At 45.5% G+C, this 15968-nt stretch carries 16 protein-coding genes; 2 read left to right on the top strand and 14 right to left on the bottom strand.

All coding sequences use genetic code 11. The annotated features are described in order from the left end of the window. Positions 1–22: 22 nt before the first annotated feature. The 10 genes from mltG to yceD all read right to left on the bottom strand — a co-directional run bounded on the left by mltG (position 23) and on the right by yceD (position 8068). A complete protein-coding gene (gene mltG / locus CSH92_RS08625) occupies positions 23–1018 on the bottom strand; it encodes an endolytic transglycosylase MltG (protein WP_100657195.1) in 996 nt (331 codons plus the stop codon). Further along, on the bottom strand, positions 1015–1914 hold the full coding sequence (gene pabC / locus CSH92_RS08620) for an aminodeoxychorismate lyase (protein WP_100657194.1): 900 nt from the start codon (positions 1912–1914) through the stop codon (positions 1015–1017). The genes mltG and pabC overlap by 4 nt, the downstream gene beginning before the upstream one ends. Before the next feature lie 28 nt (positions 1915–1942). Continuing rightward, positions 1943–3184, bottom strand: a complete 1242-nt coding sequence (gene fabF, locus CSH92_RS08615; protein WP_100657494.1) for a beta-ketoacyl-ACP synthase II — start codon at positions 3182–3184, stop codon at positions 1943–1945. Positions 3185–3262: 78 nt separating this feature from the next. After that, complete coding sequence (gene acpP / locus CSH92_RS08610) at positions 3263–3502, bottom strand: acyl carrier protein (protein WP_018981476.1); 240 nt, start codon at positions 3500–3502, stop codon at positions 3263–3265. Between the two features lie 169 nt (positions 3503–3671). After that, positions 3672–4400, bottom strand: a complete 729-nt coding sequence (gene fabG, locus CSH92_RS08605) for a 3-oxoacyl-ACP reductase FabG (RefSeq protein WP_100657193.1) — start codon at positions 4398–4400, stop codon at positions 3672–3674. Positions 4401–4414: 14 nt separating this feature from the next. After that, entirely contained in the window at positions 4415–5332 is a 918-nt protein-coding gene (fabD, locus tag CSH92_RS08600) for an ACP S-malonyltransferase (protein ID WP_100657192.1), read from the bottom strand. Positions 5333–5350: 18 nt separating this feature from the next. After that, a complete protein-coding gene (locus CSH92_RS08595; protein WP_100657191.1) occupies positions 5351–6310 on the bottom strand; it encodes a beta-ketoacyl-ACP synthase III in 960 nt (319 codons plus the stop codon). A 2-nt stretch (positions 6311–6312) separates the two neighbouring features. Further along, on the bottom strand, positions 6313–7338 hold the full coding sequence (gene plsX / locus CSH92_RS08590) for a phosphate acyltransferase PlsX (protein ID WP_100657190.1): 1026 nt from the start codon (positions 7336–7338) through the stop codon (positions 6313–6315). A 28-nt stretch (positions 7339–7366) separates the two neighbouring features. Then, positions 7367–7537, bottom strand: coding sequence for a 50S ribosomal protein L32 (rpmF, locus tag CSH92_RS08585; protein ID WP_100641102.1), 171 nt, complete (start codon positions 7535–7537; stop codon positions 7367–7369). A gap of 3 nt (positions 7538–7540) precedes the next feature. Continuing rightward, positions 7541–8068, bottom strand: coding sequence for a 23S rRNA accumulation protein YceD (yceD, locus tag CSH92_RS08580; protein WP_100657189.1), 528 nt, complete (start codon positions 8066–8068; stop codon positions 7541–7543). Between the two features lie 56 nt (positions 8069–8124). Here yceD and CSH92_RS08575 point away from each other — a divergent pair, with 56 nt between their 5' ends. Beyond that, complete coding sequence (locus CSH92_RS08575) at positions 8125–8751, top strand: Maf family protein (RefSeq protein WP_100657188.1); 627 nt, start codon at positions 8125–8127, stop codon at positions 8749–8751. On the opposite strand, the gene CSH92_RS08570 is transcribed toward CSH92_RS08575, so the two are convergent. After that, the gene (locus CSH92_RS08570) at positions 8748–9401 is read right to left on the bottom strand and encodes an HAD family hydrolase (RefSeq protein ID WP_100657187.1); all 654 of its coding nucleotides are present in this window, start codon (positions 9399–9401) and stop codon (positions 8748–8750) included. The two genes, CSH92_RS08575 and CSH92_RS08570, sit on opposite strands and share 4 nt — an antisense overlap. Continuing rightward, on the bottom strand, positions 9398–10354 hold the full coding sequence (rluC, locus tag CSH92_RS08565) for a 23S rRNA pseudouridine(955/2504/2580) synthase RluC (RefSeq protein WP_100657493.1): 957 nt from the start codon (positions 10352–10354) through the stop codon (positions 9398–9400). Before rluC ends, CSH92_RS08570 begins: the two co-directional genes overlap by 4 nt. 493 nt (positions 10355–10847) lie before the next feature. On the opposite strand from rluC, the gene rne reads away from it, so the two are divergent. Continuing rightward, the gene (rne, locus tag CSH92_RS08560; RefSeq protein ID WP_100657186.1) at positions 10848–13658 is read left to right on the top strand and encodes a ribonuclease E; all 2811 of its coding nucleotides are present in this window, start codon (positions 10848–10850) and stop codon (positions 13656–13658) included. A 358-nt stretch (positions 13659–14016) separates the two neighbouring features. Here the strand turns inward: rne and CSH92_RS08555 are convergent, their stop codons facing one another. Then, positions 14017–14646 carry a TetR/AcrR family transcriptional regulator gene (locus tag CSH92_RS08555; protein ID WP_100657185.1) on the bottom strand — a complete coding sequence of 210 codons (630 nt, stop codon included), beginning with the start codon at positions 14644–14646 and terminating at the stop codon, positions 14017–14019. Continuing rightward, entirely contained in the window at positions 14643–15656 is a 1014-nt protein-coding gene (gene sohB, locus CSH92_RS08550; protein WP_100657184.1) for a protease SohB, read from the bottom strand. The genes CSH92_RS08555 and sohB overlap by 4 nt, the downstream gene beginning before the upstream one ends. Positions 15657–15968: the final 312 nt, after the last annotated feature.

Raw genomic sequence — 15968 nt, 5'->3', positions numbered from 1 at the left:
GAACCTACCGACAAAATTGCGATTATTTTTTCAGTTGGTATTGTCGCACAGCTTGATTGTGTTGTTCGAGTGTTGCAGAGAAAAAATGCGTACCGTCACCTTTAGACACAAAATACAAGTCTTCAGTGAGCAGTGGATTGAAGGCTGCTTCCAATGCAGCAGCACTAGGCATAGCGATGGGCGTTGGCGGTAACCCTTTTATTACATACGTGTTGTAGGGTGTTGGCGTGCGTAAATGCTGGCGCGTGATATTGCCATCAAAACTGTCGCCAATACCATAAATGACGGTTGGGTCAGTTTGTAATCGCATATTTAAGTTTAACCGGTTCACAAATACGCCTGCGATATGCTCACGCTCATGGGCTACACCGGTTTCTTTTTCAATAATTGAAGCGAGGATCAATGCGTCATAAGCTGATTCATAGGGTAACCCTGAATATCTACCCTCCCATAATCCGTTAAGTTTGGTTTGCATTGCGACATGTGCACGCTGCATAACATCAAACACAGTTGTACCTGCAGTAAACGCGTAAGTATCAGGAAGTAACCATCCCTCAGCCGAAGCCCCGGGTAAACTATTCGCCCATGCAGTAATCTCAGCTGGTGTTTTGCCGGCCCGGAGCCAAGGGTGAGCATTGAGTTGTTGATACCACTGTTTAAAGGTTAAACCTTCCACTAAAGTGATTGAAAATTGTTTTTCTTCGCCACGATAGATCCGCTGTAATGTATCTGGAAGTGGTTCATTGGCTGTTATTTCGTATGTACCCGCCTTAATCGTAGCGACATTTGCCTGAAGCTTTAATGCGAGCTTAAGCCAATCACTCTGCTGATAAATCCCTTGCTGATCAAATTGGAATAATAATTGATAAAGGCTGGTACCCGGCTCAAGCGTAAAAAGCACAGCTTCTTTATTCTGAGACTGTTGATTAAGTGCTGTGTTTGCTTGGTGTAATACCCACAGCCCGGTAACAATAGCTATCGCGCAAATAATCGCGAGTAATGGCAATAGTCGTTTCATTTTATTTGCAACCCGGCTGCCAAAACCGCATCGCTTACATCCGCGACCGGTTGTATATTAAACTGCGTGGTTACTCCAGAATGAGTATGCAGTGTATGTACAGGCACAATACCCATTACCGCATTGCACACCAGTACAGCCTCAGCATCTATTAAATCATCGAGCAAAAATTCATTTTCATTCAATACGTTACCGTTTTCTTGTAAAACGTACGATAGCCGTTGACGCATAACGCCCTTGACACCACAGTGAGTTAATAAAGGAGTACACCAGTGCCCTGCTTGATTGCGCCAAAACAAGTTGCCCGCTGACGCTTCAATCACCCAGTCGCGTTCATCCATCACCACAACATCGTCGATATGCTCTTGAAGCGCTAGTTGCTGTTTGATTAAAACCTGTTCCAGACGATTGAGATGCTTTATCCCGGCTAATAGCGGTTGGCGACCCAAGCGGACTGATGATATTCCTAAAGCAATACCCTGTTGTTGCCAATTATCATAATGATCAGGAAAGCGATGTTCTGTAACAATAAAAACTGGCGAAGAGCTTTGTTCAGGCGCGTAGCCCCGACCGCCATGCCCGCGACTCAATAAAACTTTAATTACGCCTCGAGAATGAGCTGATTGCGCTATCAGTTTGTGGATGACATGCTGTAACGGTCTTGACCAATCCTCAGTAGTAATTTGGATCGGATCAGAATTTAATTGTGGAGTTAAAACACAGGAATCTCGAAACGAGATTCCTAATGCAGCAGCATCGTGCGATAAACGAGCGACATGATAATTTAGTAGCTGCGCCTCACCAACCTTAAAAGCGATGGTTGTAAAACAACCATCGCCGTAATTCAACGCTCGATCATCATGCCTGTAGGGCAAATTAGGTACACTCAAAGCCATCAATTCGTTTAGTCGTGAAAACTGCAGTTTAATCAGCTAAACGTTTAAACACCAGTGAACCGTTAGTCCCACCAAAACCAAATGAATTACACAGCGCATATTCTTGAGTAAATGGCTTTGCCTTATTCGGCACCAAATCCAAATCACACTCATCATCGGGGTCTTGCAGATTAATGGTAGGAGGGGCAATTTTGTCGCGCAATGCAAGTAAGGTAAAAATAGCCTCTACTGAACCGGCTGCACCTAACAGGTGACCAATCATCGACTTGGTTGAGCTTACCATTACTGCACTATCCGCACCGAACACACTTTTAACTGCCCGCAACTCAGCAATATCACCAGCAGGTGTTGAAGTACCATGTGCATTGACATAACCGATAACATCAGCGTTGATACCCGCGTCATTGATCGCGTTTTGCATCGACATTGCGGCACCCTCACCATTTTCCGGTGGTGATGTCATATGATAGGCGTCGCCACTCATACCAAAGCCGACCAGCTCGCCATAGATGTGAGCACCACGAGCTTGTGCATGTTCCAATGATTCAAGCACAACTACGCCAGCCCCCTCGCCCATAACAAAGCCATCACGCCCTTTATCCCAAGGTCTGCTGGCTTGCTGTGGTTCGTCATTACGTGAGCTTAACGCTCGTGCTGCAGCAAATCCAGCCATTCCTAATGGCGTGATGGATGCTTCTGCCCCGCCTGCGATCATGACATCCGCGTCATGATAAGCAATCGTACGTGCAGCGATACCGATGTTGTGCACACCTGTCGTACAGGCCGTAACAACATTTAAGTTAGGTCCTTTTAAACCTTCCATGATCGACAAAAAACCAGAAATCATATTAGTAATGGTGGATGGTACAAAGAAAGGCGAAACCCGCTTAGGACCGCTCTTTTGCATTTTGATGTGGTTTTCTTCAATCATCTTTAAACCACCAATCCCTGAGCCTATGGCAACGCCAATACGATGCGCATTCGAATCATCGACCATTAATTTTGAATCAGTTAAGGCTTGTTTTGCCGCAGCAATCCCTAACTGAATAAAACGGTCCATTTTCTTTACATCTTTAGCCGGAATATATTGCGCAGGGTCGAAATCTTTTACCTCGCCAGCGAAGCGTGTGGATAATTCTTCAGGATTGAAATGCGTAATGGGACCGATCCCACTTTTGCCTGCAAGCAGAGCACTCCAGGTTTCATCTACGGTATTGCCAAGCGGTGAAAGCATGCCCATACCGGTTACAACAACGCGCCGTTTGGTCACTTTGCCCCCGATATATAAGATATGAATAGGTTTAAACAAAAAACGGCTCTGAGCAGAGCCGTTTTAGAAGATAATGACTTAAGCGTCTTTGTTCGCGTTGATGTAATCAATCGCTGATTGAACAGTTGTGATTTTCTCAGCTTCTTCATCTGGAATTTCAGTGTCGAATTCTTCTTCCAACGCCATAACCAGTTCAACAGTGTCAAGCGAGTCAGCACCAAGGTCGTCAACAAAAGAGGCTTCAGATTTTACTTCTTCTTCTTTTACGCCAAGTTGTTCAACGATGATTTTCTTAACGCGTTCTTCAATGTTACTCATAATTCTAGATTTCCCTTAACGTCACTAGATAAAAATTGCGGCTAGTTTATTCAGCCTAAAGACACCTTGCAAGCTTCAATCGCTCAAATCGGTGAGGTCGAACCAGCTAACCAAGAAAGTGTATCAACAAAATGTTAACAATCAAGTCGGTGATCGCAGAAATCAACGACTATTGCATAAACATTCCACCATTTACGTGCAAAGTTTCGCCAGTTATGTAGGCCGCAGCATCACTGGCCAAAAAAGCAACAGCCGCAGCGACTTCAGCAGGTTGACCTAAACGGTTGGCTGGAATATCAGCAAAAATCGCGGCTTTTTGGTCATCCGTAAGTGCTTGTGTCATATCGGTATCAATAAAGCCCGGTGCAACAACGTTCACGGTGATCCCTCGGCTGGCAACTTCTCGCGCCATGGATTTTGAAAAGCCAATCACCCCGGCTTTTGCAGCGGCGTAATTAGCTTGACCTGCATTACCTGCACTTCCAACCACCGAACCAATCGAGATAATACGGCCTTGTCGCTTCTTCATCATACCGCGCATCACAGCTTTGGAAAGTGTGAATATAGACTTCAGATTAGTATTAATGATGTCATCCCATTCACTGTCCTTCATCCGCATTAACAGATTGTCTCGCGTAATCCCTGCGTTATTGACTAATACATCAACCGCACCGTATTGCTCAGTAATAGCGGCAATAACACTATTGACAGAATCAGCATCCGTCACGTTTAAGCACATCCCTACGCCATTCTTACCTAGGTATGCCGATATTGCTTCCGCACCTGCGTCACTGGTCGCGGTGCCAATAACAAAATGATCAGTAATTAGCGCTTCGGCGATGGCTTTACCAATACCTCGACTGGCACCAGTCACTAACGCTACTTTTTTATTTTCCATAGTTTAACCTTTGCCTAATTAAAGTGTTCTGGCTCATTCATTGGTGTCGCAGAAAGTGATTTATCGATCCGCTTTATCAAACCTGTCAATACCTTACCCGGGCCCACTTCAAATATATCAGTCACGTTTTGCTGCGCGAGGAATTCGATGGATTCCGTCCACCGCACAGGGCAATACAACTGGCGGACTAATGCGTCTTTAATTTTTGCTGGGTCATCGTTGATGGCAACATCAACATTATTAACCACAGGTAATGAAGGTCGATTAATCGTTATGCTTTCCAATAAACCGGCGAGCTGTTCAGCCGCAGGCTGCATTAACGCACAATGCGATGGCACACTTACAGCAAGTGGCAACGCGCGTTTAGCTCCGGCTTCCTTACACGCATCAGCGGCAGCCGCAGCCGCGGCGCTTGTACCAGCAATGACTACTTGTCCTGGCGAATTATAATTTACCGGGGCTACCACTTGACCTAGGCTACTTGCTGCCTGTTCGCAACAGCTTATAATCGCTGCGTCATCAAGCCCGATAATTGCGTACATAGCACCTTCACCGGCAGGCACTGCTTGTTGCATAAACCGCCCTCGCGCCTCAACCAAGGCAACGGCGTCACTCAAGGACAATGCATCAGCGCAAACCAATGCCGAGTATTCGCCCAAGCTATGACCAGCAAGATAATCGATCTTTGCCAATTTTTCCTTGGCAACTTGCCACAAGGCAACACTGGCCGTCAGTAACGCCGGTTGGGTCACATCAGTTTGATTTAAGCGATTATCTGGGTCAGATTGGACTAAACTCCAAAGATCATAACCGAGTCGCTCTGACGCAACTGCGAAAGTCTGTTGAATTTGTGGATAAGCCTCGGCCATAGCCGCAAGCATTCCAACGCTTTGTGACCCCTGACCAGGGAACACGCAAGCAATTGCTGACATAGTATTTCCTACTTTAGACTAATATTTGACGAGTGCAGAAGCCCAAGCGAAACCACCGCCAAACGCTTCTAACAGTAAATTTTGACCACGCTGGATACGCCCATCGCGAATTGCCGTATCCAATGCCGTTGGCACGGTTGCCGCGGATGTGTTGCCATATTTTTCAAGTGTGAGAACCACTTGATCAAGACTCATGTCCAATTTCTTCGCTGTGGCTTTTATGATTCTAAAATTGGCTTGATGCGGGACTAACCAATCTAGATCGGACTTTTGCATATTATTTGCAGCAAGCGTTTGCTCAACCACTTCGCTCAGCTTTGTTACCGCTACCTTAAAAACCTCGTTGCCTTTCATTACTCCCCAATTCTCGTGCACGGACTGTTCATCACCACGTGTTGGGTTGCCAACGTATAACAAATCGCCATAGCTACCTGCCGCATTGATATGCGTAGATAAGATACCAGGCTCTTCGCTAGCCTCAATGAGTGTAGCGCCGGCTGCATCGCCAAATAGAATTACCATGCTGCGATCCGCAGGATCCACCAATCGGCTCAAACAATCTGTACCTATCACCAAGATACGCTTGGCCATACCAGACTTAATATATTGGTCGGCGACACTTAACGCGTAGCAATAACCCGCACAGGCTGCAGCAACGTCAAAAGCTGGAATACCATCTAGCTCTAATAAGCGTTGGATTTCACAAGCTGTCGATGGCAGTGAGTAGCGACCGCTAGTGGTAGCACATACAATCATATCGATAGTTTTGGAGTCAATATCTGCTGCTTCTATGGCTTTTAGACTTGCCTCATACCCCATTGTCGCGGCTGTTTCATTAGCGCCAATGATGCGGCGCTCTTTAATCCCAGTGCGGTCTGTAATCCAGTCATCTGAAGTATCTACCATCAGCTCCAGATCAGCGTTACTACGGACTTCCTGCGGATAATAGCTGCCCGTTCCAATAAATCTTGAATACATGCTTAATGATGCTCCAACAATACCTGTTCTATTTTGTTTTTTATTCTCTCAGGAACTTGCATCTTCGCTTCATTAATGGCTTGTACAATAGCGTAGTAAAAGGCATCTGCGGAGGCGTTCCCGTGGCTCTTAACCACAATTCCGCGCAATCCTAACAGACTCGCGCCGTTATACTGGTCGGGGTTCACACGATTATAAATAGTTTTTAGTAGTGGTAGAGCAAGTTTAGCGACTAAGCGCGTATACCAGCTTTGTGAGGATAGCCGTTTAACTTCATTTATAATCAGTTTTGCCAATCCTTCACTGCTCTTGAGTGCTACGTTGCCAGTAAACCCATCGGTTACAACCACATCCGCCACATCGGTAAATATATCGTCACCTTCAACGTACCCAATGTAGTTAATACTAGCAGCATTTCGAAATAATTCGTCGGCGTACTTTACCTGCGCATTACCCTTAATATCTTCTTCACCAACATTGAGTAGTGCTATACGTGGTGAAGCGATTCCGGCGCACTGCTGCGCCAGCACGGTGCCCATGACACCATATTGAAATAGCGTTTCAGAATTACAATTTACGTTGGCGCCCAAGTCGAGTAAAAACACCCGATGGTGGCTGGCTGTTGGCATCGCTGTAACCAACGCAGGCCGATCGATACCGGGCAGTGTTTTTAGCACATAAAATGCCATTGCCATCAAGGCCCCGGTGTTGCCTGCGCTAACACAGGCGTGCGCTTGCCCACTTTCAACACATTCGAGGATGCGCCGCATCGACGATTGCTTTTTAGCACGCAGTGCCTGTGTGGGCTTTTCGTCCATAGCAACAATTTGATCGCAATGCTGTACGGTTACCCGAGCGAGTTCATCGTTGGTTAACGCAGATAACTTTGGTTTGATGATGGATTCATCACCACACAATATGAAATGACACTGAGGATGCTGCGTGATCGCACGAATAGCGGCAGCTAGAATAACTGGGGGGCCATGATCGCCCCCCATAATATCTAACGCAATGGTTAGCTGTGACAAGATAATAGTCCTGCGTTATGCAGTTATCTTATGCACCAACAACTTTTTTACCACGGTAGTAACCGTCAGCGGTTACATGGTGGCGGCGATGTGTTTCACCAGATGTTGAATCGACAGACAAAGTCGCGCCTGTCAATGCATCGTGTGAGCGACGCATACCACGTTTAGAACGTGTCTTACGATTTTGTTGTACTGCCATAAATTACTCCTGATCTCGCTTAAGTTCTTTCAAAACCGCAAATGGGTTTTCGCGCGCCGGTTCCTCTACTATCTGACCAAAGGTTAAGTCATCGGCTTTTACTGCACACTGCTCCTCTGCATGAAGCGGCACCAGTGGAAGGCCTAAAATTAACTCGTCTTCTAGTAACTGAAATAAATCAACTTCTCCGTAGTCGTTTACTTCAATCGGTTCGTACGCTTCGGGTATCTCGTCTGCCTGCTCTAACCCCTGCACTGGGCTATAACAAAACGACAAATCAAGAGAGTGAGCAAGCTCACCGTTACACCGTTGACAGCTAAGTGTGACCTCAACGCTGATACTGCCGTGGAAGATGACCAGACCCTGCGCGTCTTTTTCAAACTTCACTTGTACGTCAGCATACTCATCGCATCGATTAACTGCATCCAATAATCGAACCATATCCTTCGTCGCGATAACACCGACATAGTCGGAGCGTTTCATCGCGCTTTTAGTAGGATCAATGTTATGGGGCAGTTTCACTTTCTGCATAGCGCGCGCATAATATAGAGAATACGCACTAGAGTCAAAGGTTTAATTGATAAAGCATGCATACTTACCCGCCTAATAATAGAGAGTTGCGACTGATCCTCGCCTCAACTTCACGTTACCGAGCCTCCTTATTAAAAAGGCTGGGACTGAACTTTGAATGCATCGCCCCCAAAACTGATGAAAGCCCATTTGAGAATGAAACGCCAAAAGCGCTAGCTGAACGCTTGGCAATAGCCAAGGCTAGCGCCGTTGCTCAACAGCATAATGGTTTAGTCATTGGTTCAGATCAAGTTGCAGCGGTGGTCTCGGACGATGACAAACCATTACTATTAGGAAAGCCCGGAACCCGCGACAATGCAATTGCTCAATTAACATTATGTAATGACCGCACTGTAACCTTTTATACCGCTGTTGCGCTAGTTGATAGTCAGCATCTGCGGGTATCTAGTCATATCGAAATAGTGAATGTCGATTTTAGGCGCTTAAACGCACAACAAATAGCGGCGTATGTCGACAAAGAGCAACCTTTTGACTGTGCCGGCAGTTTTAAGTCTGAGGGTCTTGGGGTGCGTTTATTCAAGCGCATTCAAAGTAACGACCCAAATTGTATTATTGGATTGCCAATGATCGGACTGGTGGACTTGTTATTGGAACGTGGTATCGATCCACTTTATTCTGCTTAATCCGCCTGCAATAAAAATTGGTGCAGTTCAGCCACACTCTCTGCGATAAAAACGGGGTTATGTACTTGCAGCTTGTGTCGTTCATGCACGCCGTAGTCAACAGCTATTCTATCCATGCCAAGCGTTTCTGCCATTTGCATATCATAAGTAGTGTCACCAATCATGACTGCATCCTGCACGGCAAAGCCACTAACTTCCAGAATTTGCTTAAGCATATCTGGAGACGGTTTAGATTCTGCCTCATCAGCACAACGCGAAAAGCGAAAAAACTCACCGGTATTGGTTTGTGACCAGGCTCGGTTTAAGCCGCGTCGCGCCTTGCCTGTGGCAACAGCAAGTGTACAGTCGGCATCATGCAATGCCGAAAACAAAGGTAAGATGCCAGGGAATAAAGGACAAGGCGTGCTGTCTTCCTGCACGTAATGATGCTTATATCGCTCTACAATTTGTTGAGTCAATTCAATATCTTCAAGAGCGAAAAGCCTTTGGATGGCTGGAGCTAACGTAATCCCGATAATATTCTCAACCGCTGATTTTGTCGGCACATCCAATCCACAATCGATAGCAGCAAGCTGCATACACTTTACGATTTTGGCAGCGGAATCCATTACCGTGCCGTCCCAGTCAAATATCACTAACCGATACTTCATTGTCGACCTTCCAGTCCTTTTAACAAGTGTGTCAATGAATCATCCAATGGCGCTTCAAAGCGAACCTGCTGTTCAGTGTGCGGGTGTAGGAAGGCAATTGAACGTGCATGTAAGAATAATCGATTCAGCCCGATGGCCTTTAGCTGTTCATCAAAATTCGCATTACCGTATTTTGGATCACCTGCTATAACGTGACCTGCATGTTGACAGTGAACCCTTATTTGATGTGTGCGACCGGTGATCGGACTTGCTTCAACTAAAGTACAGTCGGTAAACTTTTGTAAAACCCGAAAACGAGTTTCCGAGGGCTTGCCCTGCGGATTCACGAATACCATACGTTCGCCCGATTGCATGACATTCTTATGCAGTGGTGCTTTTACCTTGAACCGATTGTCCGGCCAATGACCCTCAACCAACGCCCAGTATCGTTTATCAACTTGTTTTTCGCGTAATTGCTCATGCAAATGTTTCAGCGCCGAGCGTTTCTTAGCAATCAAAATACAACCTGAGGTTTCACGATCCAAGCGATGCACTAGCTCCATGAACTTAGCTTCAGGACGCAGGGCTCGTAATCCCTCAATGAGACCAAAGCTGAGTCCACTGCCACCGTGCACAGCAATACCGTTAGGTTTATTAATGACTAATAGGCGATCATCTTCAAATAAAATAAAACTTTCTAGATTAGCAACTTTATCTAGTTTTACTGAAGGTAACGCGTTCGGCTCCGCTTGGCGTACCGGTGGGATCCTCAACGTATCGCCAGCCTGCAACTTATATTCAGGTTTGACGCGTTTCTTATTAACCCTCACCTCACCTTTGCGCAAGATCCGATAAACCAAACTCTTAGGGACACCCTTGAGTTTCGCATGCAGATAGTTATCCACGCGTTGGCCTTGATGCTCTGCATCAATTTCGTGGATTTGTACTTTTAAATGGCTTTGGGAAGTTTGCATGGCGCGCAGTGTAACCCATTTCGATTCCATTCCGAATAGTATTTTGTTTACTTGCTAGTTCACAGAAAAAAAGTGATAATACGCCGTCCGAAGAGAGCGTTATGACATTCGCTAACACTTCAAACGGATCATGTATCGTCGCGCCAACGAACGCGCAAACTAGATACAATTTTAGCAAATGATGAAATTAACCCCCTTGCCTACATTTGGAACCGGGGTCATTTGCAAAGCGATAAACATTAAAATCGCCGATAAATACAAATACAGAATTGGATAATATTAAGCGGGTAAACAACGCTTAATAAAAAGAAAAAGTAAATGTTAGGGTTTTGCCTTCCCGACACTCGGAAACACAATAAACTCCTGAGAAAGAAGGAGATTATTAATAAGAGTTAATTGGCTTCTCTCGCGCTAGCGCTCGTCGTGATGACGTCCCGTACAGTCGTGCGGTCCTGCTGTGTGTCTTTATCGGTGTAAAACTGAGAAAGATAAAATGAAAAGAATGCTGATCAATGCGACTCAACAAGAAGAGTTGCGGGTCGCCCTTGTAGACGGGCAAAAACTCTACGATTTAGATATTGAAAGCCCTGGACACGAACAAAAAAAGGCAAACATCTATAAAGGTACAATTACCCGCGTAGAGCCAAGTCTTGAAGCTGCATTTGTTGATTATGGTGCTGAGCGCCATGGTTTCCTCCCTCTTAAAGAAATTGCCAAAACCTACTTCCCTGACGGCTATAGATTCGAAGGTCGCCCTAGTATTAAGGACGTGATCAAGGAAGGTCAGGAAGTTATCGTTCAAATTGATAAAGAAGAACGTGGCCAAAAAGGTGCGGCGCTAACGACCTTCATTTCACTTGCTGGAAGCTATTTGGTATTAATGCCAAATAACCCTCGCGCTGGCGGTATCTCACGTCGTATTGAAGGTGATGAACGTACAGAATTAAAGCAAGCCTTAAATCAGCTCGATCTGCCTACTGGAATGGGCTTGATTGTTCGCACTGCTGGAGTTGGCAAATCCTACGAAGAACTCGCGTGGGACTTAAGCGTTCTGATTACCCATTGGGATGCTATCAGTAAAGTCGCTGAAGAGCGCCCCGCACCGTTTCTCATTCACCAAGAAAGCAATGTTATCGTGCGCGCCATCCGCGATTACTTAAGACGTGACATCGGTGAAATACTCATCGATAAGCAGTCTATTTATGAGCAGGCGTTGCAGCACATCCAATTAGTGCGTCCCGATTTTGTTAATCGAGTAAAACTGTATAAGGGTGAAGTCCCCTTATTCAGTCATTATCAAATTGAGAGTCAAATCGAATCCGCGTTTCAACGTGAAGTTCGTTTGCCTTCAGGCGGTTCAATTGTCATTGACCCAACCGAAGCATTAACCTCTATCGATATTAACTCCGCCCGCGCTACTAAAGGGGGCGACATTGAAGAAACTGCACTAAACACCAATTTAGAGGCAGCGGACGAAATTGCGCGTCAGTTACGTTTACGTGACCTCGGTGGTCTGGTAGTGATTGACTTTATCGACATGACCCCTGTACGTAATCAGCGTGAAGTTGAAAACCGTATGCAAAATGCAGTTGGCCCTGATCGCGCTCGCGTCCAAATAGGTCGTATTTCACGCTTTGGTTTGCTTGAAATGTCGCGACAACGTCTGCGTCCTTCGCTCGGTGACTCCGCCTATAACGTATGCCCGCGCTGCAGTGGTCACGGTACGGTGCGAGGAACAGAATCTCTTGCATTATCCATTTTAAGGATTTTGGAAGAAGAGAGTATCAAAGAGAACACACATCAATTAGAAGCGCAATTACCGGTTAGTGTTGCGACTTACTTACTCAATGAAAAACGTAAAGCGGTTCAGTCAATCGAGAAACGCCACAACGTTCAACTTGTGTTGTTGCCTAACCCAAATTTAGAAACCCCGCATTACAAAATTGAACGTCGTCGCGTTGATGAGCAGATCACTGACGCAAGCTACACGGTTGAGCTTGTAGATGTTGGCAATGAAATAGACGACAAGCATGCAGCGCCTGCGGTTAAGCGAGAAGAACCAGCCTTGCAAGGTCTAGTTGCTCCACCACAACCAGCACCGAGCCCTGCTCCTCAAGCAGCCAAAGAGCCTGGTGTTGTGAGTAAACTTGTCAGCTGGGTCAAAGCACTATTTGCAGAAGAAGAACAACCCAAGAAACAAACTAAGCGTAAAGATGGCCGCCAGCAAAACAAACGCAATAACCGTTCACGCAATGCTAAGTCAAATCAACGTCGTAATAATGATAATCGTAAAGCTGTAAAGCGCGACAATGAAGAATCTACCGCAGCGAGAAAAGAAGGCCAAGGAGACGAAAAGCAGCGTCGCAATCAGAATGATAAGCGTACTCGCGGTCGTAATCGTCGAAATACTGCTGCTGAAGGAAATGTTGAGACAAACGCCGAAACTGACACTGCTACCGAGCAAGTGAAAGAGCGTCGTAGTCGTCGCAATAATCGTAAGAGCGTACGTGCTGATAAAGCGTCTGACAATAATACGCTAGACCAGCAAGCGTCAGCGCTAGATCAAGCACAAGCTAAAACTGACAATGACGCGGTAACTGCGGAGAGCAAGCCACCCAAAGCGTCTAAACCAAAACGCCAGGCACCCAAAGCTGAAACACAAGCGCCAGCGGCAGACGTTCAACCAGAAGAGGTGTCAGCCACCGCTGGTGAAGCTCCTGATGAAACTAGTACAGCAAACGATGGCGACGAAAAATCGCTCAATAATAGCCGCAATCGTCGCTCACCTCGTCATACTAGAGCTGCAGGACAGAAACGCAAGAAGCAGGCAAATGACGCAGAAGTGACGCAAGATGAGTTAAACTTCGACGCTCCAGTGGCTGTTGAAAACGACAAATTAACTAACGAAAAAACTAGCAAAGAAGTTCTTCAATCCGAGCCATCGTCTGAGACTTCTCCATCAGATGTTGCTGCGAATACTGCTGTCGAGGCAGATAACCCTGCTACATCAGAGCCAGTTAGTGAAGTAAGTCCAGTTGAAAAGCCGGTAGAAACAGCCCCAGTGGTGAAAGATTTGTTTGCACAACCAACTGTCGCGGATAAACCGGTGACAATTAAAGTTATGCGTGCAAGTCACCCAATGGCGAAGCCGCAACCTGTTGACTACGAATTTGGTGAATTGACCATAACTGAATTGGCTCAGGAGCAACGCCCAGAGCTGATCACCTCTGGTAAGTTTGCGGCAATGGCGTCGGTGAAGTCTTCAGCTAAAGCGCCGATGGCTTCTCCAGCAAGCGTCGATTAACGCAAATCAGCAAGCACATCTTAAAAAGTCCGGTTTTCCGGACTTTTTTTTGCGCAAGCAAACTAAATCTTTTAGCACCACGACTTTTTAGCACATATTCTTGGTTTAGCGGCCCTACTCTTCTTTACATATATAGGAGCCAATGAAGTGCAAGCTCCAAAATATGCTGATGTGGAATTAAGTCCTTTCAATAATGTAAAAGTGTGTGTTGGCATTGACGTTTATTAGCGCCAGTATGATAAGCAAGACAATTTTGTAATAGTGGTTGTTAGCTTTCCAGAAAGTGTCAAAGTTATGCAAGCGGGAGAATACCTATCGCTTAGCTTTGATGGAGACTTCAAGAGGGCAAAGACAAAGCTTACGCGTTAAACTCGCCAGCAATGCCAGCGGTAACAAATTTTGCTAAACGTTCAGTTAACGGATGAAAACTAGGCGATGCATTAAAATCTGCCTCAGCAATTTCTAACAATGCCTGGCTGGAGGACATCGAAAACACAAAACTCCCCAACGCAAAATGTAGTCGCCAAAACAACTCTTCGTTACTTACTTTGGGTAAGCTGCGCCTAAACTGCGCCATCAACGCTGATAAGGTTTCACCATAGGTACCGAGGATAAAACTACGCAAGTGCCCCTGAGTTTCACTGTAGCCCCGTCCCAATAACTGAACAAATGTTGCAGTTCCCAGTGGACGATAATTTTCAATGCTTTCTAATGGTTCAACAATACACCTGATAACGTCTTCAACCTTTGCCGCATCCATGCTTGCGAGTTGTTTTAAGTGTACGTCCATCTGTGGAATAACCAAATCGAGATAAAACTTAAACACTGCTTGTATAAGGTTCTTTTTACTGCCGAAATGATAATTCACGGCAGCAAGATTTACCCCTGCTTGTTCGGTTATCATGCGCATAGAGGTATGCGTAAAACCCTGCTTGGCAAATAACACCTCAGCGGTCGCGAGGATTTTCGCTTTGGTTTTTTGACTCATTTAAACAGCGACTGGGAACGCTCCCACATTTTCATAAACAATTGCTCTGCACCATTAGCAACACTCAGCCCAAGCTTCTCAGCCATAGATTTCTTGCTCGTATAAGCAACCTTAAATACTTTCTTTTCTTTATTTGCGGCAAGAATGAAGTCATCAGATGTTTGAATATCATCAACTAGCCCCAGTGTTTGCGCACGTTCGCCATACCAATACTCACCAGTTGCTACGGTATCAATATCCAACTCCGGTCGATTATTCTTCACAAAACCTTTGAACATACCATGCACATCTTCAAGCTCTTCACGGAATTTTTGACGACCAGCTTCGTTGTTTTCACCGAACATGGTCAACGTCCGCTTGTATTCACCCGCGGTATGTTGCTCAAATTCAATATCATTCTTTTTTAGGATCTTGTTGAAGTTTGGTAGCTGTGCAATAACGCCTATCGAGCCAATTATCGCAAATCGCGATGCAATGATACGGTTAGCTACACAAGCCATCATGTAACCGCCACTCGCTGCCACCTTATCTACCGCTACCGTTAAATCTAACCCGTGGTCGCGCAACCGTTGTAACTGTGATGCCGCTAAACCATACCCATGTACAACGCCACCACCACTCTCAACATTAACTAACACCTGGTCTTTTTCATCAGCGATGCTGATAATTGCAGTGACTTCTTTACGTAAATTCTCTACCTCATGCGCATCCATAGACCCTTTAAAATCAATGACGAAGAGATGGGTTTTCTTGGCATCGTCTTTGGTTGCCTTCTTATCTTTCTTCTGGGCTTTTTTTAACGCCTTTAACTGCTCTTTGGTCAACAGTTTGTGTTGCGCATGCTCAATCAGTGAATCCAGTTTTTCCGATAAGGACTCAATTAATAACTCCCCACCTTCCTTAGTTTGTTTACCAGCCTGGGCTGCGATACTGGCGATGATAATTACAATAGCGATAACGATGGTGACTGCTTTGGCGAGAAAAACGCCATACTCGTATAGAAATTCCAATGTAACCTCGATGATAAAAACGAAAATTAGTCACTGAAAGCCACGCGTGCTTTCAATAAAATGGTAGTTCATATGGTACTGTGAAGAGCACGCTAACTCCATGACTTTATGACCAAACAAATATCATTTCAGGTTAAAGGTTAAGCTCGAACTACACCGTTATCTCCCCAGCTATTATAAGATGTTAGTCAAACGTTTTTCCCCGAACTGTTGTTAAATTCATCAAGATTAAGTAAGAATTAATAGCTAGCAGCCTTGTTCGTTTGACAAAGTTGCAGAGCACTTTGATGCTTTTTCAAGCAAACATAGTAA

Source organism: Neoalteromonas flava (assembly GCF_002807685.1).
Taxonomy (GTDB): domain Bacteria; phylum Pseudomonadota; class Gammaproteobacteria; order Enterobacterales; family Alteromonadaceae; genus Alteromonas_E; species Alteromonas_E flava.
The sequence above is the reverse complement of the archived record's forward strand: the minus strand, read 5'-3'. Positions and strand labels throughout refer to the sequence as shown.